Raw genomic sequence first — 22,232 nt, 5'->3', positions numbered from 1 at the left:
TTTCAAAGTTGGCATTACTTAACTTCAACGCCAGCTCCAACTTCTTCAAGCTTAGCTTTGATTTCTTCAGCTTCTTCTTTAGAAGCGCCTTCTTTAACAGGCTTAGGAGTGTTGTCAACAAGTTCTTTTGCTTCTTTAAGACCAAGACCTGTGATTTCACGAACAACTTTGATAACTTTGATTTTTTGGTCGCCTGCAGATGCAAGAACAACGTCAAATTCAGTTTTCTCAGCTGCAGCATCTCCGCCAGCAGCGCCACCCATTACAGCTACAGGAGCTGCAGCAGTTACGCCAAACTCTTCTTCGATTGCTTTTACTAGGTCGTTAAGTTCTAGAACAGTCATGCTTTTGACTGCTTCAATGATTTGTTCTTTAGTCATGATAAAATTTCCTCCTTATGATTGGTTTCATTTTTTTATAAAAAGACTAGCTTACGCGCCTTGTTCTTCTTTTTGATCTGCAACAGCTTTTGCAGCAAGAGCAAGATTGCGGATAGGTGCTTGAAGTACGCTGAGTAGCATAGACAGCAAGCCTTCGCGTGATGGAAGTTCAGCAAGAGCTTTAACATCCTCAACAGAAGCGATGTTGCCTTCGATTACACCAGCCTTGATTTCAAGAGCCTCATGTTTTTTAGCGAAATCGTTTAGGATTTTCGCAGGTGCAACTACATCTTCATTACTGAATGCAATCGCATTTGGACCTGTCAGTGCTTCGTTCAAGCCAGAAAGCTCAGAAGCTTCTGCAGCACGGCGAGCCATGCTGTTTTTGTAAACCTTGAACTCGATTCCCGCATCACGAAGCTGCTTACGAAGTTCAGTTACTTCAGCAACAGTCAGTCCGCGGTAGTCAACTACAACCGTTGATTTGCTTGCTTTGAATTTATCGGCAATCTCGTCAACGATCAATTTCTTTTGTTCAATAGCGCTGCTCATCCTTACACCTCCTGTAGATTTTTTCATTTATACCGTCCAAAGAAAAACCTCCACATCTTGCAGACATGGAGGAAGTATACAATAGCCGTTCAAAAGAAAATCTATCGTATGACCTCGGCAGGAAATTAAGCTGTCGCACCTGCTGTCTACGGTACAAATGTTATTTTATTTTCACAACAGTTTAGATTATATGAAATAAACCGGCTGTTGTCAATTGGTATTATTTTACTGCGGCTGTAGAAGGATCAACTTTGACGCCAGGGCCCATAGTTGTTGTTACAGTAACAGATTTTACGTAAGTTCCTTTTGCTGCAGCAGGCTTAACCTTCAGCATAGTATCGTAGATCGTGTTGAAGTTTTCAGCAAGCTTCGCATCTTCGAATGAAGTTTTTCCGATTGGAACGTGGATGATTCCAGCTTTGTCCAGACGGTACTCAACTTTACCAGCTTTGATCTCGTTTACTGCTTTTTCTACATCAAAAGTAACTGTTCCAGTTTTAGGGTTTGGCATTAAGCCTTTAGGACCTAATGTACGTCCAAGCTTACCAACTTCACCCATCATGTCTGGAGTAGCAACGATTACATCAAATTCGAACCAGCCTTGGCTGATTTTGTTGATGTACTCGGAATCGCCTACGTAGTCAGCTCCGGCAGCTTCAGCTTCCTTCGCTTTTTCACCTTTAGCGAATACTAATACACGCTGAGTTTTACCAGTTCCGTTTGGAAGCACGACTGCTCCGCGGATTTGCTGGTCAGCTTTCTTAGGGTCAACCCCAAGACGGAAAGCCACTTCAACAGTTGCATCGAATTTCGCATAGTTTGTTTTCTTAGCAAGCTCAATCGCTTCAGCGACTGGGTAAGCTTTAGAACGATCTACAAGCTTAGCAGCTTCTAAATACTTCTTACCTTTTTTAGCCATTATTATTTCCTCCTTGAATTGTGGTTTTAGCGGAATAACCTCCCACGTCCCAAAAGCAGGGGCGCCCTCCCTCGAAAAGGCCGGGCGCCCGGGCTTTACAGAACAAAGGTTGCGAGTGAATCCAATTCAGCCGCAACCCCGTTAGAACCTAATCTTCGAGCATGGATCAGTCTTCGATGACGATACCCATGCTGCGTGCAGTACCTTCTACCATGCGCATAGCGGATTCAACGCTAGCAGCATTTAAGTCAGGCATTTTAGTCTCAGCAATCTCGCGTACTTTATCACGCTTAACTGTTGCTACTTTATTACGGTTTGGTTCACCAGAACCAGACTCGATTCCAGCCGCTTTCTTAAGAAGAACGGCAGCAGGAGGAGTTTTCGTAATAAATGTAAATGAACGGTCTTCAAAAACCGAGATTTCAACAGGGATGATCAGTCCAGCCTGTTCAGCTGTACGAGCATTAAACTCTTTACAGAATCCCATGATGTTAACACCGGCTTGACCCAATGCAGGACCAACTGGCGGTGCTGGATTTGCTTTACCAGCAGGGATTTGCAATTTAACTACCTTGATAACTTTTTTAGCCACGAGACACACCTCCTTAAAGTCCGTGATGTGGTAATAGGGAATTTCCCTCCCACTCAACTTGTAGTCTTTATATTAAAAATAAAGAACATAGCAATTTGTCCAGCCTCGTTGTCCGAGACATACTGACCTATGAAATAGTAACATTTTTAAAAGCGGATTTCAAGTTTTTCAGGCTATAATTTTTCAATTTGTGTAAAATCGAGCTCGACAGGAGTTTCCCGCCCGAACATATTAACCAGAACTTTGATCTTCGCTTTGTCTTTATCAATCTCTTCAATGGAGCCCGTGAAGTTCGCAAAAGGACCTTCGTTCACCTTGACGGTCTCGCCGATTTCGAAGTCGATGTCCACGCGCTTTTCATCAACGCCCATGCGCTTAAGGATAACATTTACTTCCTCAGGGAGCAATGGCGTCGGCTTTGAGCCCGACCCTGCCGAACCGACGAACCCTGTAACGCCCGGTGTATTGCGGACTACATACCAGGAGTCGTCTGTCATGACGATCTCGACAAGCACATAACCCGGGAATACCTTTCGCTTCACCACTTTTTTCTTGCCGTTCTTAATATCTGTTTCTTCTTCTTCAGGCACAATCACGCGGAAGATCTTATCTTGCATCGCCATTGTTTCCACCCGTTTTTCCAGGTTGGCTTTTACTTTGTTTTCATAACCTGAATAAGTATGGACTACATACCAGTTTTTTTCCATTCAAGAGGACTGTTCGTCCTTCCCTCCCTGTCTAAATAAAATCAAACTTCCCTCTGTAGGTTTCCAATATACCTGTGAACACGGCCGGATCCTGTTTACTCCTCCGGCTCCCTTAAAGAGTTCCGCTCTTCCCAGGCCAAAACAGGCGCGGATGCCTGTCTTTTTTTTAAGCAAATGAAAAAACCCGTTTCCGGGCTTTGCAGAAGTTTCCTGTGTTATTCTCCATTATACCATGAGATTACAGGAGTTATTCAAGAATTAAACGAATCAATTCAGAAATACCTAAGTCAAGAACGGCGAAGAAAAGGGCGAAGAACGTTACTGTCACAAGGACTGTTATCGTATAGCTGGTGAGCTCCTTGCGCTTTGGCCAGCTGACCTTTCTCATTTCGCGTCCAATATCACGGAAAAAATTCACGGTTCGTAACCTCCAACTTTCAAGGGTTGCTTGCTGATCTATGGATGAGTGCTATTGCTATTTTGTTTCCCGGTGGACAGTATGAGCCTTGCATGTATCACAGAACTTTTTTAATTCCATACGCTCTGATTCTTTATTGCTCATGGTCGAATAGTTGCGGGACCCGCATTCTGCACAAGCCAGTACAACTTTTTTCCTCATATCGGCACCTTCTTATTGCTTGTCTGTTTCCTTACAAACTTTAACATGGCACCCCTATCATGTCAATAAGAGTCAGAATCATAGGAAATAAGGATCTATTTGTAATAATTGGCTTTACAATGAAAATTCGCGGACTTCAAGATATCTCTCCAGCTTCCTCTTGACCCGCTGCAGGGCGTTGTCAATCGACTTCACATGCCTGTTCAGCTCCTCGGAGATTTCCTGATAGGACTGCCCGTCAAGATAGAGGGCAAGGACCTTCCTTTCCAGATCGCTCAGGAGCTCGGACATTTTCACTTCAATGTTGTCGAATTCCTCCTGGTTGATGATCAGCTCTTCCGGGTCCATCACCTTGGCGCCGGAGATCACATCCATCAGCGTCCTGTCCGATTCTTCATCATAAATCGGCTTATCAAGCGAAACATAGGAATTGAGCGGTATATGCTTTTGGCGGGTGGCGGTTTTGATCGCTGTTATGATCTGCCGGGTGATGCACAGCTCGGCAAACGCCTTGAAGGAAGACAGCTTGTCCTCTTTGAAGTCCCTGATGGCCTTATAGAGGCCGATCATGCCCTCCTGGACGATGTCTTCTTTATCAGCGCCTATCAGGAAATAGGACCTTGCCTTGGCACGCACGAAATTCCGGTACTTTTGGATCAGATAATCCAAAGCCTCGCTCTCGCCCCTGTGGACCAATTCAATTATCTCTTCATCTTCGAGCTGAAGATAATTCTTTTCCTCTTCGTTGATCATCGTCTTGAAATCGGTACTCACACAGATCCCCCTGACCGCACAAACCACTGGATAGAAATATTATACAGCAGGAAAATTTTGAGCGTCAACCGCTCATTTCTGTCCTCTGCGCCATTTTTCAAAAATTTCTGCCACTTCATCAGTGAGCGGGATCTTTGAAACCGGCTTTTTTTCCTGGATTTTCTTCACCTTTTTTTCGATCCTTTTTTCCGTGCTCTCCATCTCGATCAACAGCTCCCGCGCGGATATGCGCAGGGCGCCCTGTCCGAAAATGGCCCATTGCTCGGTATAATCGGACGTGGCGACATGGATTTGTGTTTTAATGTTGTTCAGGCTGATGGCGAGTTTTTCAATGCGTTCATCTGCTGACTCATTTTCTTTTGTAAAAACAACCTCGACTTTATAGTTCTTGAACTTTTTCTCTGTTCCTTTGACATAATGGGCATCAAAGACGATGATGACCCGGTATCCTGAGTATCCCTGGAATTCCGCCATCTTTTCTACAAGCTTGTCCCTTGCTGCACCAAGATCCTTGTTCTTCAGCTCCCTGAGATCAGGCCAGGCGCCAATGATGTTATAGCCGTCCACTATAAGGATGTCCATCTTTTATCCCTCTAGCGGATGGCGTTTGCGGTATACCTCATACATTAAAAGTGCTGCTGCAACAGAAGCGTTCAGAGATGTTACATGCCCGGCCATCGGCAAATGGATCAGAAAATCGCACTTGTCGCGGATCAGGCGGCCCATCCCCTTTCCTTCACTGCCGATCACAAGGCCCAGCGGCATAGTTCCGTCAAAACGGCGGTAATCCTCGCTTCCCTTTGCATCCGTCCCGGCGATCCAGACACCTTTTTCCTTCAGCTCATCAATCGTCCTGGCCAAATTGGTCACTCTTGCGACGGGGATATGCTCGATTGCACCGGTCGATGCCTTCGCCACTGTGGCGGTCAGCCCCACTGCCCTTCTTTTCGGAATGATGATGCCATGGGCACCGACAGCATCTGCCGTCCTCATGATGGAGCCCAGGTTATGGGGGTCTTCAATCTCATCCAGCAGCAGGAAAAACGGAGCTTCATTCTTTTTCTCCGCTGCCGCGAAGAGATCATCCACCTCTGCGTACTCATAGGCCGCGACCGCTGCCACGACGCCCTGGTGAATTCCTTCTGCCATCTGGTCAAGCTTCTTCTTCGGCACAAACTGCACAAGCACCCCGTTTGTTTTGGCAAGGCCGATAACCTGCTGCATTTGCCCGCCCTGGGATCCTTCCGCTATAAAAATCTTGTTGATATCCCGCTCAGCCCTTAAGGCTTCCAGCACGGGGTTTTTCCCAATAATAAAATCCTGGCTCACTTTCCTTGCCCCCCTTTCCTTTCTTCGGCGTGAAGGAAGGCGGCAGAGATGATTTCCTCCAGCCGCTCCTCCGCTCCAGCTAAATATAGATAGCCAATCAGCGCTTCAAATGCAGTGCTGTACCGGTATGTCTGCACATCAGTATTTTTCGGGATGGTTCCGGACTTGGCATTCCGCCCCCTCCTGACAACGGCAGCTTCCTCTTCATCCAGAAAGTCCGCTTCAAGGAATTTATGGATCACATAGGACTGCGCCTTGGCGGATACATAAGCCGTCGCCTCTTTATGAAGGAAGTTCGGCCTCACGGTCCCCTTCTGGATCAAGTGATTCCGTACATACTGCTCAAATACAGCATCGCCCATATAGGCAAGCGCGAGGCTGTTCAGCTGCTTTTCATTGACTTTATTTCCGTAGCGGAGCATGACGTCAGCCTCTTTTCCATCTTGTGCCCTGGGCCGTATCTTCCAGAATGATGTTCATTTCCTTCAGCTGATCACGGATCTGGTCGGAAAGCTGGAAGTTCCGCTCTTTCCTCGCCTGGTTGCGCTTTTCAATCAGCGCATCGATCTCATCATCCAGCAGCTCTTCGCCGCCAAGCGACAGACCGAGGACATCGAACAGAATTTCAAATTCTTTCATGAAGGCTTCGATTACTTCGACGCTCGTATTCTTTTCCAGCAGATAATAATTCGCCTGCCTTGAAAGCTCGAACAGGACGGAGATCCCGTTTGCTGTATTGAAGTCATCATCCATTTCCTTGATAAATTCCCCGTGGAGATCTTCAATCTTCTTCAGCCATTCGCTGTTGTTGTCTGTCAGCTCGGCGCTTGCTTCCTTCCGGTGTGCAAGGTTCTGATAAGAAGTTGTGATTCTTTCCAGCCCGCTGCGTGTATTTTCAAGCAGCTCATCGCTGTAATTGATCGGGTGGCGGTAATGGACAGAAAGCATGAAGAATCTCAAAACCTGCGGATCATGCTTTTTGATGATGTCATGCACAAGGACAAAGTTGCCAAGCGACTTGGACATCTTCTCATTATTGATATTAATATACCCGTTATGCATCCAATAGCGCGCAAATGTCTTGCCTGTCAGCGCTTCGGACTGGGCGATTTCATTTTCGTGGTGCGGGAACGAGAGATCCTGGCCGCCGGCATGGATATCAATCGTGTCGCCAAGATATTTCCTCGCCATGGCAGAGCACTCGATATGCCAGCCCGGACGTCCTTTGCCCCATGGGCTTTCCCAGGATATCTCTCCTTCTTTCGCCGTTTTCCAGAGTGCAAAGTCAAGGGCATCCTGCTTTTTCTCCCCTACAGCAATCCTGGCTCCGACACGGAGTTCGTCAATGGATTGCTGTGACAGCTTGCCGTATTCATCGAATCTTCTGGTGTGGAAATACACATCTCCATTTGATTCATAGGCAAATCCTTTCTCAATCAGGGCCTCGATGAACTGGATGATAAGATCCATGCTCTCAGTTACGCGCGGGTGCACATCCGCCCGTTTGCACCCAAGCGCTGACACATCCTCAAAATATGCATCGATGAAACGCTCGGCAATGGATGGAACATCCTCCCCAAGCTCCTTGGCAGCTCTGATCAGCTTATCATCCACATCCGTAAAATTGGAGATATATTGCACATCATAGCCCCTGAACTCCAGATATCTTCTTACCGTATCAAAAACGATCGGCGGACGGGCATTTCCTATATGGATATAGTTATATACGGTCGGTCCGCATACATACATTTTGACTTTCCCTTCTTCAAGGGGGATAAACTCTTCCTTCTGCCTGGACATTGTATTATAAATAGCAATTGCCATTATTTAAGGCTCCTTTCTCTTCTCAAATCCTCCAGTTCGACCTGCATCTCCTGAAGCTTCTTCTCCATCTCGACCAGCCTGTCGCTCACTGGATCGGGCAGATCGCTGTGGTTGAGATCCTTCTTAAGCTTTACGCCATCTTTGATGACCACCTTGCCCGGAATCCCCACTACCGTTGAATTGGGGGGAACATCCCTAAGGACGACCGACCCCGCTCCCACTTTCGAGTTCTCGCCGATGGTGATGGAACCTAAAACCTTCGCACCGGTGGCTATCAGGGCATTATCTTTGATGGTCGGGTGGCGTTTTCCTTTTTCCTTGCCGGTCCCGCCGAGGGTGACTCCCTGGAACACCGTCACATTATCGCCTATTTCGCATGTCTCGCCGATCACTACGCCCATGCCGTGGTCAATGAAGAAACGCCGGCCGATTTTTGCACCAGGGTGGATCTCAATACCGGTGAAGAATCGGCTGATCTGGGAAACAACCCGGGCCCAAAAATAGAATTTCCTTTTGAACAGGGCATGTGCCAGCCGATGTGCCCATATGGCATGGACTCCGGAATACGTAAGTATAACTTCAATATAACTCCTGGCTGCGGGGTCCTGGTCAAAAACCACCTCTATATCCTCTTTAAGCCTTCGGAACATTTGTTCTCCCCTCCCTGTTTTTGCCTATCTGACGGTTGAAATTTATCTTCCGGACAGCCTGCATCCCTTCAGGGAATTCCCTTCCGGAGCGGCTCATATACGAGTGACCGGGTGCTCAAGCAGGCCTCGGGCTGTTTATTCAAGCCCGGCAAGCTTTGATCCTTAACAACAAAAAAGCGCCCCTGTCATAATGACAGAGACGCTGAAAGCGCGGTTCCACTCTGTTTAGGCACATGTAAAAAAGGCCCCAACTCTGCCCTGTTAACGGTAGGAAATCCGCCCAAATCTACTCTGCATTTTCGAAATGGGACTCAGAGGGGCACTTCAAAAAATGAGGGGCCTGAACCACTTTCAGCCGGTGATGGTTCTCTCTTTCAGCCTTATCCCGTTATGGGCCAGGCTATGAAGCATCATTTTTCTACTCTTCCTCTTCAACACTTTTGAATCATGAAATTTGAATTACTCTTACTATATTACATTTTTGCCAAGATGTTAATCATTAATGCTTGCCAAACGATTTTTTACCTTGTCTTTTCCTAAAAGAGCGATGGCCTTAGGAAGATCAGGTCCATGTGTCTGGCCTGTAATGGCTGCACGTACAGGCATGAACAGCTTCTTGCCTTTGTGGCCTGTGCCTTTCTGGACTGCCTTCAGGGCTGCTTTGATTTCTTCTGCCGTAAAATCTTCCAGGGAATCAATCTCGGTCAGGAAGGCAGAAAGCACTTCCGGCACCTGCTCTTCGCTCAGGACTTCTTTCGCTTCTCCATCATAGCTGACGTCCTCTGTGAAGAAGATACCTGAAAGGTCAACGATTTCAGCGCCATAGCTCATTTGGTCCTGGTAAAGGGAAATGAGCCCGCGCACCCACTCTTCATCTGCGGCTGTCAGGTTTTCACTTACTTTTCCTGCCTTGATGAGATGAGGAAGTGAAATTTCCACCAGCTTATCGAGTTCTTCCTGCTTGATGTATTGGTTATTCATCCATGTCAGCTTCTGCTTATCAAACAGAGCTGGCGACTTTGAAAGCCGGTCCGCTTCAAAGATATTGATCAGCTCTTCCTTCGTGAAGATCTCTTCTTCTCCGGCAGGCGACCATCCAAGCAGGGCGATGAAGTTGAATAATGCTTCCGGAAGATAGCCAAGGTCTTCGTACTGCTCGATGAACTGGATGATGGATTCATCCCGCTTGCTGAGCTTCTTGCGGCTTTCATTGACGATGAGCGTCATATGGCCAAAGACAGGAGGCTCCCAGCCGAAGGCCTCATAGATCATCAGCTGCTTTGGTGTGTTGGAAATATGGTCGTCCCCGCGCAGTACGTGGGAAATTTTCATCATATGGTCATCGGCAGCCACCGCAAAATTATAAGTTGGAATTCCATCTTTCTTTACGATGACAAAATCGCCGAATCCGTCAGACTCAAAGGAAACTTCGTCCTTGACCATATCATTGAATGCATAAACCTTCCCTTTGGGCACGATGAATCGGATGCTTGGCCTGCGGCCTTCAGCCTCCAGCTTTTCCCTTTCCTCCTGGGTCAAATGGCGGCATTTGCCGGAATATTGGGGGTTGTCTCCCCTTGCCATCTGCTCTTCGCGCTCTGCTTCAAGCTCTTCCTCTGTGCAATAGCATTTATAAGCAAGATCTTTATCCAGGAGCTCCTGGTACAGCTCTTGGTAGATATCATTCCGTTCTGACTGGCGGTACGGGCCGTATCCCCCATCTTTATCAATGCTTTCATCCCAGTCGATTCCAAGCCACTGCAGATACTTCAGCTGGCTTTCCTCTCCGCCTTCAATATTCCTCTTAAGGTCGGTATCCTCGATCCTGATGATGAATTTCCCGCCTTTTGAGCGTGCGAACAAATAGTTGAACAGCGCTGTGCGGGCATTGCCTATATGTAAATGTCCGGTTGGGCTTGGCGCATAGCGGACCCTGATTTCATTAGACATGAATAAGCCTCCTATTGTAGTCATTTTCCTTCTTCTTTGCTATATTCTAACACCATGTTTTTGCCTTATAAAGCTAATTTTTTCGGGGGGGCTCAGTCCTTTTTCTGCAGCAGGACGGCAGCCTGTGAAGCGATCCCTTCGCCCCTGCCCGGAAAACCGAGCTTTTCTGTTGTCGTTGCCTTGACATTGATGCGGTCCGCATCTGCCTGCAGCAGCTCTGCAATCCGCTCTCTCATCTGGCCGATATAAGGCGCCATTTTCGGCATTTGCGCAATGATGGTGCAATCGGCATTCACAAGCTTATATCCTTTCTCATCTACAATCTTCCATACATGCTCCAGCAGCTTGGCTGAATCAGCATCCTTGAATTCAGGATCTGTATCCGGAAAGTGTCTGCCAATATCGCCTTCCCCAATTGCCCCGAGACACGCGTCTGCAATGGTATGAAGAAGCACATCCGCATCAGAATGGCCCAGCAGCCCCTTTTCATAGGGAATTTCAATACCGCCGATAATCAGCGGCCTTCCTTCGGTTAATTGATGTACATCAAAGCCCTGTCCAATACGAAACATAGTATATTCCCCTTTATGTCAGTTACTTCGAGCTTCACGTTTCCGGATAATCGCTTCTGCAAAATAAAGATCCTCCGGGGTTGTAAGCTTGATATTATCATAATTTCCTTCAACGATTTTCACAGGGATGCCGAGCCGTTCTGCCAGGCTGGCATCATCTGTGCCGAGGTAATCCTCCTCAGCCGCTTTCTGATGAATGTGCAGGAGGGTGGAAACACGAAAAGCCTGTGGGGTTTGGACTGCCCACAGACTTGATCGTTCAACTGTTTCCAGGATTTGATTGCCGGCAGCCTTTTTCACAGTATCCTTCACTGGCACGGCCAATACTGCGCTGCCATCCTGATCCGCAGCCTCCGTCAGCTTCCTGATCAGGTGCTGGTCGATGAAGGGGCGGGCCGCATCATGCACCATGGCAATGCCATCGCCCTGCAGCTCCTTCACCGCATTATAGACGCTGTATTGGCGTTCGGATCCACCGGGAACGAGTCCAATGACTTTCTTGATATCGTAAAAGGCAAGAAGCTCTTGGATCTCCGCCTTCTCGGACGGATTGACCGCAAGCAGGATGCCAGTACAATCCGGATCGCTTTCAAACACCCTCAGCGTGTGTATGAAAACCGGCACACCGCGGATCTCAAGCAAAAGTTTATTTTTGCCGGCGCCCATCCTTTTCCCCTGGCCTGCAGCAGGAATAATTACCTGATAAGGCATAAACAGTCTCCCAACTCTCTTTTATAAAGCTTTTTCAAGCAGCTTAGGCTTTGCAAATATCATGCGGCCCGCAGAGGTCTGCAGCACGCTGGTGACAAGGACATCGATGTGCTTGCCGATATAATCGCGGCCATCTTCGACGACAATCATTGTACCGTCATCCAGATAAGCAACACCCTGATTATGCTCTTTCCCGTCCTTGATGACCTGCACCTTCATCTCTTCTCCAGGCAGCACCACCGGCTTGACCGCATTGGCCAAGTCATTGATATTGAGCACAGATACCTTCTGTAGCTCGCATACCTTGTTAAGATTAAAGTCATTTGTCACCACAACACCGTTCGTCAGCTTTGCCAATTTCACAAGCTTGCTGTCTACTTCCTGGATCTCTTCAAAGTCCCCTTCATAAATCTCGACCTTGATGGAAAGCTCCTTCTGGATACGGTTCAGGATATCCAGCCCCCGCCTCCCCCTGTTCCTTTTCAATACATCTGAAGAATCAGCTATATGCTGAAGCTCCTCAAGGACGAACTGGGGTATGACGATGGTTCCTTCAAGGAAGCCCGTCTGGCAGATATCCGCGATCCTTCCGTCAATGATCACACTTGTATCCAGAATCTTTAATGCGTTTTTCTCAACTGGCTCTGCTTCCTCTTCACCGGATTTCTTTTTCCGGCTCGTAAATAATCCCAGAAGCTCATCCCGCTTTTTAAAGCCCACCTGGAAGCCAAGATAGCCAAAAATCAGCGTCAGCAGGATCGGGGCGACCGTATTGACAATCGGAAATTCGATTGCATTGAGCGCAAAGCCGATCAAAAATGCCACTATCAGGCCGAAAGCAAGGCCCACACTGCCAAAAATAATATCTGTTATAGGCGCTTTCACCAATGATTCCTCTACCCATCTCACGAAATTGGTTACATAATCAACTGCCCAAAAAGATATAAGATAAAAAATAATGGCACCTAAAATAGCGGACACATACGGATTATTTAAAAGAGGAATGTCGTCCAAAGCAACTAGCCCGAGCAAGTCCGGAATCAAAAAGATCCCAAGGGTCCCCCCGGTAATAAGAAAGCATGCCTGTACAATGCGTTTTAACATTCCTTCACCTCCTTTTAATCATTATAAACAAATTCCCTGAATTGAAACCTGCAGAATATGTTAATTTGGTTTTTTGTAACATTATTTAAATATAATAATATCGGAGGTTTTATATACTGATACACCTTAAGCGTAGCACCGTGCAAACAGAGTGTCAAATAATATAAAACCACCATTTTAGCATACTGTATAGACCAATTCAATGGGCAATTAAAGCTGACGGTCCGCAAACAGCTGCTCCTTGACCAGCTTGAGGCCCTCACGGATTTTTCTCGCCCTGACTTCACCGATGCCTTCCACCTCATCAAGATCCTCTACTGAAGCTGCTGTGATTTCAGGAAGCTCCTGGAATCTGGTGATGAGATTTTCAATAATGATTGGCGGGAGCCGGGGGATTTTATTAAGCATCCGGTACCCTCTTGGACAAATTCCTTCATCCAGGTGGACATAGCCGCTATAGCCGATCAGCTTCAGGAGGATGCTGTCCTCGATCGTTTCGCCGCTTGCCAGCTCCTGCATTTTGCTGATTGCTTCCTTCGTGCTGACATCCTTATCAAAGGCATAGTCTTTGATGATCAAAGAAGTTTCCTTTTCCATGTCAGTCAAGAGCTCGTTCATCTGCAGGCGGATCAGCCTGCCTTCTGTACCCAGTTCACTCAGGTAGGACATCAGTTCCTGCTTGATCTTCAGCACCATCTCATAGCGGTGCAGCACCTGAAGAACATCGCTGTAGGTCACAAGCTCTTCAAACTCAAGGATCCCGAGGCTTGCGATGCTCTGCTCCAGCACCACTTTGTATTTCTCAAGCGTCTGGACTGCCTGGTTGGCTTTTGCGAGAATGACGGCGATGTCTTTCAATGCATATCTGAAATGGCCCTGGTAGAGTGTGATGACTGTCCGCCGCTGTGAAATGGCAACGACAAGCGCCCCTGTCTCCTTTGCCACCCGCTCTGCCGTCCGGTGCCGCATCCCGGTTTCCGAAGAAGGGATGCCCGGGTTCGGGGCAAGCTGGGCATTGGCTATAAGAATCTTGCTGCCTGTCTCATTCAGGACGATGGCGCCATCCATTTTGGCCAGCTCATACAGATAACTTGGCGTGAAAGGGCAATTGATCTGAAAGCCCCCATCTACAATCGCCTTCACCTTTTCATTGCAGCCCAGTACAATCAGTCCGCCTGTGTTTGCACGCAGGACATTATCGATCCCTTCGCGTATCGGTGTTCCCGGTGCCAGAAATTTCAAAATGTCGCTCCGGGTCTTTTCGCCCAGCTTTTTATTGTCCATATCTTATCCTCCTAATGCCGCTTTTAAGGCCTCGCTGACTGTATTAACCCCGATTAGCTGCACGCCCGGCGGAGAGTCCCAGCCTCCAAGGTTCTTAGCAGGAAGGATGATCCGTTCAAACCCAAGCTTAGCAGCTTCCTGGACACGCTGTTCGATCCTGGAGACACGGCGGACTTCGCCGGTCAAACCCACTTCTCCAATGATGCAATCAGAGGCCTGTGTTGGCTTATCCCTGAAGCTTGAGGCAATGCTGACGGCAATTGCCAGGTCAATCGCAGGTTCATCCAGCTTAACGCCGCCTGCCACCTTCAAATAAGCATCCTGATTTTGCAGAAGCATCCCGACACGCTTTTCAAGCACAGCCATTAAAAGCGGGACGCGGTTATGATCGATCCCGGTTGCCATCCTCCTCGGATTCCCGAAGCTCGTCGGGGAAATGAGCGCCTGAATTTCAACCAGCACCGGCCTCGTCCCTTCCATGGAGGCAACAACTGTAGATCCGGATGCCCCCTGGGAGCGCTCTTCAAGGAATATTTCCGATGGATTTTCCACCTCTTCAAGGCCGAATTCCTTCATTTCAAAGATGCCCATTTCATTGGTTGATCCGAAACGGTTCTTAACAGCCCTGAGAATGCGGTACGTATGATGCCTTTCACCCTCGAAGTAGAGGACTGTGTCAACCATATGCTCGAGCAGCCTCGGGCCGGCAATCGATCCTTCCTTCGTGACATGCCCCACGATAAAGATCGCGATGCCTTTGGTCTTTCCGATCCTCATCAGCTCCGCGGTACATTCCCTTACCTGCGAGACGCTTCCAGGGGCCGAGGTGATATCCGGATGAAAAACAGTCTGGATTGAATCAATGATCACAAAGCTGGGATTTTCATTTTCAATGGTCCGGCTGATTTCCTCGAGATTCGTTTCTGCATATACGAGCAGCTTATCTGATACAACCCCAAGCCTGTCAGCCCTGAGCTTTGTCTGCCTCATGGATTCCTCTCCGGAAATATAAAGAACAGAATGATCCTTCCGGGCCAGCTGGGAAGATACCTGCAGGAGGAGCGTCGACTTCCCGATTCCGGGGTCGCCCCCGATCAGAACAAGCGAGCCCCTTACCACCCCGCCTCCCAGAACGCGGTTGAGCTCCTTCAGGTCTGTATAGATCCGCGGTTCATTGACTGTCTCAATTGAGGTGATCGGCGTCGCTTTAGAAGCAAGGGTTACGCCTGCCGAATGGGCAAATGCACCCCTTCTTCCTCCAGCTGCAGGCTTCTCCGTTTCCTCCACCATTGTATTCCACTGCCCGCAGGCAGGACATTTGCCCATCCACTTGGCGGACTCATAGCCGCATTCCTGGCAGATGAATTTGGTCTTTCTTTTTGCCATCCGTTTCTCCCTTTCTATTTCATTCTCTTCTATTGTGAAAAGTGCACCATTAGTTTCATTATAGGGAAAGTATATTATACTTCCCCGCTTATATAAAAATGCCTGTCCAAGGAAAGTAGTGGAAATGGCTGATTTTTTATATAAGGACAGATTGAAATGCCTTCAATGGAAAAAAGGTACACGCATTGTGCACCGTGTACCTTTTTTATTATATAATATGACGTTTATTTAGATAAGTTTGTTGCAGTTTCAGGAGATTCTTCTGTTTTCACGACAAATTCCCCATCTTCTACATCGATAATGACATTCTGCCCTGTCAGCACCTGGCCCTTCAGCAGCTCCTCTGACAAACGGTCCTCGATATGCTTTTGGATCGCGCGGCGGAGCGGCCTTGCACCATACTCAGGGTCGTACCCTTCCTCGGAAATTTTCTCTTTTGCCTTATCGGTCAGGCCAAGGACAATTTCCTGTTCCTGCAGGCGTTTAACCAATTGATCGGAAAGCAATGTAACGATTTCCTTGAGATGTTTTTTCTCAAGGGCGTGGAACACGATGATTTCATCGATCCGGTTAAGGAATTCAGGGCGGAAAGCCTTCTTAAGCTCTTCCATTACCTTGCCTTTCATATCCTTATAGTCCTGCTCTCCATCCTGGATGTTAAAGCCGACATATTTATTGCGTTTCAGCGCTTCTGCCCCGACATTGGATGTCATGATCAGGACTGTGTTTCGGAAGTCGACAGTCCGGCCTTTAGAATCTGTCAGGCGTCCATCCTCAAGAACCTGAAGGAGGATATTGAATACATCCGGATGTGCTTTCTCAATCTCATCCAGAAGGACAACTGAGTATGGCTTCCTGCGGACTTTTTCTGTCAGCTGGCCGCCTTCCTCATATCCTACATATCCCGGAGGTGAACCAACAAGACGGGAAGTTGAATGCTTCTCCATATATTCAGACATATCGATGCGGATCATTGCATCTTCATCGCCGAACATCGCCTCTGCAAGCGCACGCGCAAGCTCAGTCTTACCGACCCCAGTAGGGCCGAGGAATACGAAGGAGCCGATTGGGCGCTTAGGATCTTTCAGCCCGGCACGCGCACGGCGGACCGCTTTGGAGATCGCCTTGACCGCTTCTTCCTGGCCAATGACACGGGAATGAAGAATTTCTTCCATGTTCAGGAGCTTGGCTGTTTCTGTCTGAGCCAGCTTCGCTACAGGAATTCCAGTCCAGCTTGCTACTACATGTGCAATATCATCAACTGTGACTTCGCTGTTTTCCTTCCCCTGCTTCTCTTTCCAGCTCTTCTTTGTTTCCTCCAGCTGCTCGCGCAGGCGCTGTTCAGAGTCTCTGAGGGATGCAGCTTTCTCGAACTCCTGGCTTTGGACGGCAGCATCTTTTTCCTTCCTGACTTCTTCAAGCTTCAATTCAAGCTCTTTCAGGTTAGGGGGAGTAGTGTAAGAACGCAGGCGTACTTTTGAACCTGCTTCATCAATCAGATCGATCGCCTTATCCGGAAGGAAGCGGTCTGAGATATAACGATCAGAAAGCTTAACAGCTGCCTCGATGGCTTCATCTGTGATGGATACTCTGTGATGGGCCTCATAGCGGTCGCGCAGCCCCTTAAGGATCTGAACAGACTCATCTGCTGTCGGTTCATCTACCGTGATCGGCTGGAAACGCCTTTCAAGCGCAGCATCCTTTTCGATATACTTTCTGTATTCATCCAGGGTAGTGGCGCCGATGCACTGCAGTTCGCCCCTTGCAAGGGATGGCTTCAGGATATTGGAAGCATCGATTGCCCCCTCTGCTCCTCCTGCACCAATCAAAGTATGAAGCTCATCGATGAAGAGAATGATATTGCCAGCCTGGCGGATTTCATCCATTACTTTTTTCAAGCGGTCTTCGAATTCGCCACGGTATTTTGTTCCGGCAACAACTGTCCCCATATCCAGTGTCATAACCCTTTTGTCGCGGAGGATCTCCGGCACTTCATTGTTGATGATCTGCTGTGCAAGTCCTTCTGCGATGGCTGTCTTACCGACGCCAGGCTCCCCGATCAGGACCGGATTGTTCTTTGTCCGGCGGCTCAGCACTTCAATGACGCGCTGGATTTCCTTGCTTCGGCCGATGACCGGATCAAGGCTTCCTTCCCTGGCAATGGCTGTCAGGTCTCTTGCAAGGCTATCAAGGGTCGGTGTATTAGCGCTTGCTGCTGATCCTCCCTGATGGCTTCCTGAATCATTGCTGCCCAGAAGCTGGAGCACCTGCTGCCTTGCTTTATTCAAGCTGACTCCCAGATTGTTCAGCACCCGTGCGGCAACACCCTCACCCTCACGGATCAAGCCGAGCAGGATATGCTCTGTGCCAACATAAGAGTGGCCCAGTTTTCTGGCCTCATCCATTGAGAGCTCAATGACCTTTTTAGCCCTTGGTGTATAGTGGGGAGTCTGTGAGGAATCCTGGCCGCGGCCAATAAGGTTTTCCACCTCTTTTTGGATCTTTTCAGAGCCCAGTCCGAGTGCATAAAGCGCCTTTGCAGCAATCCCTTCTCCTTCACGGACGAGGCCGAGCAGGATATGCTCTGTGCCGATATTGCTGTGTCCTAAGCGAATGGCTTCCTCCTGTGCTAATGCCAATACTTTTTGAGCTCTTTCAGTAAATCGTCCGAACATCATAATTTCATCCTCCCGACTATTGTTTTTCCATTTTCAATCTTTCGCGTATAAGTGCAGCCCTTCTAATATCACGTTCTTCAGGCCGGAGCGGCCCGCCGGCATATTGCTGCAGGAAACCGGGCTGTGTAAGAATCATCAATTCATTTAAAATATTTTTGGGAATATCTTTGATGTATCCCATATCTATACCCAGCCGGACATCAGATAAGCATTTTGCCGCTTCTTTTGATTCAATGATCCGGCTGTTGGAGAGAATCCCATAGGAACGGTACACTCTGTCTTCTAATTGTATGTTTGAAGTCTTTGCTAATGCTTCCCGGGCATATCTTTCCTGGGCGATGAGCTGGCCCACGACACTCTTCAGATCTTCTACGATATCTTCCTCAGACTTTCCGAGCGTGATCTGATTGGACACTTGAAAAATATTGCCCAGCGCCTCGCTTCCTTCGCCATATGTCCCTCTCACCACAAGCCCCAGCTGATTGATGGCCGGGATGATCCGGTTCATCTGATGGGTGAGCATCAGACCTGGGAGATGCATCATGACAGAAGCCCTTAGCCCTGTTCCGACATTGGTCGGGCAGCTGGTAAGATACCCGTAGTCTTCATCAAAGGCAAATTCAAGGTTCTCCTCAAGCCAGTCATCCAGCTTATTGGCCATCTCAAGTGCCTCGGTCAGCCTGAATGCAGGAAACAGGCATTGAATCCGGATATGGTCTTCCTCGTTGACCATGATGCTGACCTCTTCATTTTCTGACAGGAGACAAGCCCCGTAAGGAGACTGCTCAGCCAGATTGGGGCTGATCAGATGCTTTTCAACAAGCACCCTTTTCTGGAGGGGCTGAAGACTTCCCATCTCTAAAAGCTCCAATCCTCCAAGCCCTTTGAAAGGCTTCTCGGTGGAAATCTTCCTGATATCTTCAATGATGCTCTGTCCTTCTTCATTTGAAAAAAGAGTAGGAAACTTATATATATTCATATTCCTTGCCAGACGGATGCGGGAGCTTAGCACAATATCAGAATCAGGGCCTTCCGCACTCATCCAGGAACTGACCGCCTGGCTGATGAAACGTTCCAGTGACATGATATCAGTCCCCCTCCCTGCCGCTGCTCAGCTGTTTTTCAAGGGACCGTATCTCATCCCGGCGCACGGCAGCTTTTTCAAACTCTTCCTGCAGGATCAATTCCTTCAATTCTTTTTTCATATCCTCAATCTTTCTCCTGAGCTGAATGCTCCCGCCGGCTCTCGCCGGTATCTTCCCTCTATGGGACCAGTTCCCGCTGTGGAGGCGCTTCAGGATCGGGTCAAGCTGCCCCTTGAATTCCGAATAGCAGTGGGCACAGCCAAACCGTCCGATTTTAATGAACTGCTTAAAAGTCATCTGGCATTTGCTGCACTGCAGAACTTGCTCCTGCGGCCTTTGCTCTTTTTTCGGCTGCTGCAGACCAGGCTCAATATTCAAAAGCCCCGCCAGCAGGCTGTTGAGGGAAAAGCCTGAAGCCTGATTATTGATCATGAACATTTCGCCTTTTTCCTTGGCGCAGACCTCGCAAAGATGGAATTCGGTCTTCCCGCCATTTATGCTCTTTGTAAAATGCAGCGTTGCCGGCCTCTGATTACATTCTTGGCAAATCATGCACTCACCTCTCCAGCTGCTTAATCTTTATTTATACTTCAACGAAGTCAGCATTGCTCTCAGCATTCTTGATCGCAATTCATCGCGGAACGGAAGCTCTATATATAAAACCGACCGGTCGATTACACTGAGCATGATTTTAGCCTCGCGGCGTGTGATGACTTCCTCTTCCACCAGGCGCAAGATGACGCTCTCAGCGCTTCCCTGCGATATCCTGCTTTGGATCAGCATCAGCAGCTGATCAATCAGGTCCGCATGATCATAGGACTGTACCTTCATGATCCGGATATATCCTCCGCCGCCCCGCTTGCTTTCAACAATATATCCTTTTTCGATTGTAAATCGGGTATTAATGACGTAATTGATCTGCGAGGGGACACATTGGAATTTATCAGCCACTTCGCTTCTTTTGATCTCGACACTTTCCCGTTCACTCAGCTCCAGGACTTCCTTCAGATATTTCTCGATTATGTCGGATATATTCCTCACCAGGCCTCCTCCTCCCTGACTTTGACTATATTTGACTTTAATTATAAATGAATTATGTAAAAAGTTGCAAGATGGATGCCTTATTAATTTTCCCATTTAATAAATATCTCAAACGTAACAAGAGCAAATTCTTCCAGCTGTATAGAGTATTCAGCCGGTGGGCTTTTGGGTGCTTGTCATGGGTGGGAAATTTGGTTTTGGTGAAAGGGGGGACGTGTATGCAGGGTACGTTTGCAGCTCGCTGGGGAGGGCAGCCGGAATATACGGGTGAAGGAGGGAGAGTGAATGCGAGTGGGGATGATGGGAAGTTGAATGGGTGCTAAGTTGGGGTGGGTTGAGCTGGGGTGAGCTGGGTTGAGGGAGATTGGATGGGACGTTTCTTTGCTTGGCAATGGTGTGTGGTAAGTGGATGAGTGAGAAGTTCGCTAGACGATTTGATTAGACGTAGGAGTTGGTAAACTATTTGGCAGAACGGTTAGATATGACGTTAGGTTGGTAGGATATCGGTAGGAGTGATTAAGTTTGCGGTTTTTGCTAACAGCTCTCTTATGTCGGATAAAAACCAGGTTTATTCATCCATCAGGACTTTTCTTTTTCCAGCAGCATGAAAGTGCTAGGTGACGGTGCTACTGTGTTTGGATTTGAACGAAGATGGCAATCTATTGATGGAGCTTGCGGATGGGATCCCGCGATATTTGTGGCAATTGGTAAATTAAGCGAGGAATTCGGTAGATTAATCGGTCATTTGATTGAATAAATCGTTGAGTTGGTAAATTAATCGGTCGTTTGATTAAATTCACAGTTTAAACGCCTGCTAGCTCATATATTCGATTCAAAGCACTGCTTGTTTGCCCGCCCGGCATCTATTTTTCAGCCATATGGGGAAGTTTGCGGGCGGGCTATGGCTGTTTTGTGGCAATTGGTAAATTAAGTGAGGAATTCGGTAGATTAATCGGTCGTTTGATTGAATAAATCGTTGAGTTGGTAAATTAATCGGTCATTTGATTAAATTCACAGTTTAAACGCCTGCTAGCTCATATATTTGATTTAAAACACTGCTTGTTTGCCCGCCCGGCATCTATTTTTCAGCCATTTGGGGAAGTTTGCGGGCAGACTATGACTGTTTTGTGGTAAATGGTAAATTATTTAAGGAATTCGGTAAATTAATCGTCCAATTGATAAAATTAATCGCCGAGTCGGTAGATTATCGAGCCAATTAATGAAATCCATATTTCAAACAGCCGCTCTCCCCTTTTTTCAAACCACAAGCAACGCTCTTAAAGCCCTCCGGCTATTCATTTTCACCAAACGATCCCTTTTCTGATCAAAACCCACTCCAACATAAACTAAAAAGCACAAAAAAAGAACAGTCTCACAGACTGTTCTTCGTTTCGCCCGGCAGCGTCCTACTCTCACAGGGGGAGAGCCCCCAACTACCATCGGCGCTGAGAAGCTTAACTTCCGTGTTCGGTATGGGAACGGGTGTGACCTTCTCGCTATCGCCACCAGACTATTTAGATGAGGTTTTTGTTCCCTCAAAACTAGATAATGCAGAAGAAGAATTACAAAGCAATCAAATGTGGTTAAGTCCTCGATCTATTAGTATCTGTCAGCTCCACGTGTCACCACGCTTCCACCTCAGACCTATCAACCTGATCATCTTTCAGGGATCTTACTAGCTTGACGCTATGGGAAATCTCATCTCGAGGGGGGCTTCATGCTTAGATGCTTTCAGCACTTATCCCTTCCGCACATAGCTACCCAGCGATGCCTTTGGCAAGACAACTGGTACACCAGCGGTGCGTCCATCCCGGTCCTCTCGTACTAAGGACAGCTCCTCTCAAATTTCCTGCGCCCACGACGGATAGGGACCGAACTGTCTCACGACGTTCTGAACCCAGCTCGCGTACCGCTTTAATGGGCGAACAGCCCAACCCTTGGGACCGACTACAGCCCCAGGATGCGATGAGCCGACATCGAGGTGCCAAACCTCCCCGTCGATGTGGACTCTTGGGGGAGATAAGCCTGTTATCCCCGGGGTAGCTTTTATCCGTTGAGCGATGGCCCTTCCATGC

General features: G+C 47.9%; 23 protein-coding genes, 2 rRNA genes and 1 other annotated feature (1 of these 26 running past the window's edge). All 25 genes read right to left on the bottom strand.

The window, feature by feature from the left end:
* Positions 1 to 14: 14 nt before the first annotated feature.
* Positions 15 to 380: a 50S ribosomal protein L7/L12 gene (gene rplL / locus N288_RS00680; RefSeq protein WP_022543217.1), complete on the bottom strand. Its 366-nt coding sequence runs from the start codon at positions 378 to 380 to the stop codon at positions 15 to 17.
* Positions 381 to 431: 51 nt separating this feature from the next.
* The gene (gene rplJ / locus N288_RS00675) at positions 432 to 932 is read right to left on the bottom strand and encodes a 50S ribosomal protein L10 (RefSeq protein WP_022543216.1); all 501 of its coding nucleotides are present in this window, start codon (positions 930 to 932) and stop codon (positions 432 to 434) included.
* A gap of 32 nt (positions 933 to 964) precedes the next feature.
* Positions 965 to 1,102: a sequence feature (ribosomal protein L10 leader region), on the bottom strand.
* A gap of 50 nt (positions 1,103 to 1,152) precedes the next feature.
* Entirely contained in the window at positions 1,153 to 1,851 is a 699-nt protein-coding gene (gene rplA, locus N288_RS00670) for a 50S ribosomal protein L1 (protein ID WP_009791555.1), read from the bottom strand.
* 166 nt (positions 1,852 to 2,017) lie between these two features.
* Positions 2,018 to 2,443 (bottom strand): 50S ribosomal protein L11, encoded by a 426-nt coding sequence (gene rplK, locus N288_RS00665; protein WP_141195060.1) that lies wholly within the window; start codon positions 2,441 to 2,443, stop codon positions 2,018 to 2,020.
* A gap of 173 nt (positions 2,444 to 2,616) precedes the next feature.
* Positions 2,617 to 3,150 (bottom strand): transcription termination/antitermination protein NusG, encoded by a 534-nt coding sequence (nusG, locus tag N288_RS00660; protein ID WP_009791553.1) that lies wholly within the window; start codon positions 3,148 to 3,150, stop codon positions 2,617 to 2,619.
* Positions 3,151 to 3,397: 247 nt separating this feature from the next.
* On the bottom strand, positions 3,398 to 3,568 hold the full coding sequence (gene secE / locus N288_RS00655) for a preprotein translocase subunit SecE (RefSeq protein WP_009791552.1): 171 nt from the start codon (positions 3,566 to 3,568) through the stop codon (positions 3,398 to 3,400).
* Between the two features lie 57 nt (positions 3,569 to 3,625).
* A complete protein-coding gene (rpmG, locus tag N288_RS00650; RefSeq protein ID WP_009791551.1) occupies positions 3,626 to 3,769 on the bottom strand; it encodes a 50S ribosomal protein L33 in 144 nt (47 codons plus the stop codon).
* Between the two features lie 114 nt (positions 3,770 to 3,883).
* Positions 3,884 to 4,522: an RNA polymerase sporulation sigma factor SigH gene (sigH, locus tag N288_RS00645; RefSeq protein ID WP_009791550.1), complete on the bottom strand. Its 639-nt coding sequence runs from the start codon at positions 4,520 to 4,522 to the stop codon at positions 3,884 to 3,886.
* 93 nt (positions 4,523 to 4,615) lie between these two features.
* The gene (locus N288_RS00640) at positions 4,616 to 5,125 is read right to left on the bottom strand and encodes an NYN domain-containing protein (RefSeq protein WP_009791549.1); all 510 of its coding nucleotides are present in this window, start codon (positions 5,123 to 5,125) and stop codon (positions 4,616 to 4,618) included.
* Between the two features lie 3 nt (positions 5,126 to 5,128).
* Entirely contained in the window at positions 5,129 to 5,872 is a 744-nt protein-coding gene (gene rlmB / locus N288_RS00635; RefSeq protein ID WP_009791548.1) for a 23S rRNA (guanosine(2251)-2'-O)-methyltransferase RlmB, read from the bottom strand.
* Positions 5,869 to 6,294 carry a Mini-ribonuclease 3 gene (locus tag N288_RS00630; RefSeq protein WP_009791547.1) on the bottom strand — a complete coding sequence of 142 codons (426 nt, stop codon included), beginning with the start codon at positions 6,292 to 6,294 and terminating at the stop codon, positions 5,869 to 5,871. The genes rlmB and N288_RS00630 overlap by 4 nt, the downstream gene beginning before the upstream one ends.
* A gap of 4 nt (positions 6,295 to 6,298) precedes the next feature.
* On the bottom strand, positions 6,299 to 7,696 hold the full coding sequence (gene cysS / locus N288_RS00625; RefSeq protein WP_009791546.1) for a cysteine--tRNA ligase: 1,398 nt from the start codon (positions 7,694 to 7,696) through the stop codon (positions 6,299 to 6,301).
* A complete protein-coding gene (gene cysE / locus N288_RS00620; RefSeq protein WP_009791545.1) occupies positions 7,696 to 8,346 on the bottom strand; it encodes a serine O-acetyltransferase in 651 nt (216 codons plus the stop codon). The genes cysS and cysE overlap by 1 nt, the downstream gene beginning before the upstream one ends.
* A gap of 492 nt (positions 8,347 to 8,838) precedes the next feature.
* Positions 8,839 to 10,296: a glutamate--tRNA ligase gene (gltX, locus tag N288_RS00615; RefSeq protein ID WP_009791543.1), complete on the bottom strand. Its 1,458-nt coding sequence runs from the start codon at positions 10,294 to 10,296 to the stop codon at positions 8,839 to 8,841.
* A 92-nt stretch (positions 10,297 to 10,388) separates the two neighbouring features.
* On the bottom strand, positions 10,389 to 10,868 hold the full coding sequence (ispF, locus tag N288_RS00610; RefSeq protein ID WP_009791542.1) for a 2-C-methyl-D-erythritol 2,4-cyclodiphosphate synthase: 480 nt from the start codon (positions 10,866 to 10,868) through the stop codon (positions 10,389 to 10,391).
* 18 nt (positions 10,869 to 10,886) lie between these two features.
* Entirely contained in the window at positions 10,887 to 11,579 is a 693-nt protein-coding gene (gene ispD / locus N288_RS00605) for a 2-C-methyl-D-erythritol 4-phosphate cytidylyltransferase (RefSeq protein ID WP_009791541.1), read from the bottom strand.
* Positions 11,580 to 11,600: 21 nt separating this feature from the next.
* Positions 11,601 to 12,683 (bottom strand): PIN/TRAM domain-containing protein, encoded by a 1,083-nt coding sequence (locus N288_RS00600; RefSeq protein ID WP_009791540.1) that lies wholly within the window; start codon positions 12,681 to 12,683, stop codon positions 11,601 to 11,603.
* 210 nt (positions 12,684 to 12,893) lie between these two features.
* A complete protein-coding gene (gene disA / locus N288_RS00595; RefSeq protein WP_009791539.1) occupies positions 12,894 to 13,967 on the bottom strand; it encodes a DNA integrity scanning diadenylate cyclase DisA in 1,074 nt (357 codons plus the stop codon).
* Between the two features lie 3 nt (positions 13,968 to 13,970).
* Positions 13,971 to 15,353, bottom strand: a complete 1,383-nt coding sequence (gene radA, locus N288_RS00590) for a DNA repair protein RadA (protein ID WP_009791538.1) — start codon at positions 15,351 to 15,353, stop codon at positions 13,971 to 13,973.
* Between the two features lie 224 nt (positions 15,354 to 15,577).
* Complete coding sequence (gene clpC, locus N288_RS00585) at positions 15,578 to 18,031, bottom strand: ATP-dependent protease ATP-binding subunit ClpC (RefSeq protein WP_009791537.1); 2,454 nt, start codon at positions 18,029 to 18,031, stop codon at positions 15,578 to 15,580.
* Between the two features lie 16 nt (positions 18,032 to 18,047).
* The gene (locus N288_RS00580; RefSeq protein ID WP_009791536.1) at positions 18,048 to 19,115 is read right to left on the bottom strand and encodes a protein arginine kinase; all 1,068 of its coding nucleotides are present in this window, start codon (positions 19,113 to 19,115) and stop codon (positions 18,048 to 18,050) included.
* Between the two features lie 4 nt (positions 19,116 to 19,119).
* On the bottom strand, positions 19,120 to 19,668 hold the full coding sequence (locus N288_RS00575) for a UvrB/UvrC motif-containing protein (RefSeq protein ID WP_009791535.1): 549 nt from the start codon (positions 19,666 to 19,668) through the stop codon (positions 19,120 to 19,122).
* A 27-nt stretch (positions 19,669 to 19,695) separates the two neighbouring features.
* Entirely contained in the window at positions 19,696 to 20,160 is a 465-nt protein-coding gene (locus tag N288_RS00570; protein WP_263623464.1) for a CtsR family transcriptional regulator, read from the bottom strand.
* Positions 20,161 to 21,550: 1,390 nt separating this feature from the next.
* Positions 21,551 to 21,667, bottom strand: a 5S ribosomal RNA gene (gene rrf / locus N288_RS00565).
* Positions 21,668 to 21,736: 69 nt separating this feature from the next.
* Positions 21,737 to 22,232, bottom strand: a 23S ribosomal RNA gene (locus N288_RS00560); it runs 2,449 nt beyond the window's last position.

Source organism: Bacillus infantis NRRL B-14911 (assembly GCF_000473245.1).
GTDB lineage: Bacteria > Bacillota > Bacilli > Bacillales > Cytobacillaceae > Bacillus_AB > Bacillus_AB infantis.
Note: the sequence above shows the minus strand (reverse complement) of the source record. Positions and strands in the feature narration are given on the sequence as shown.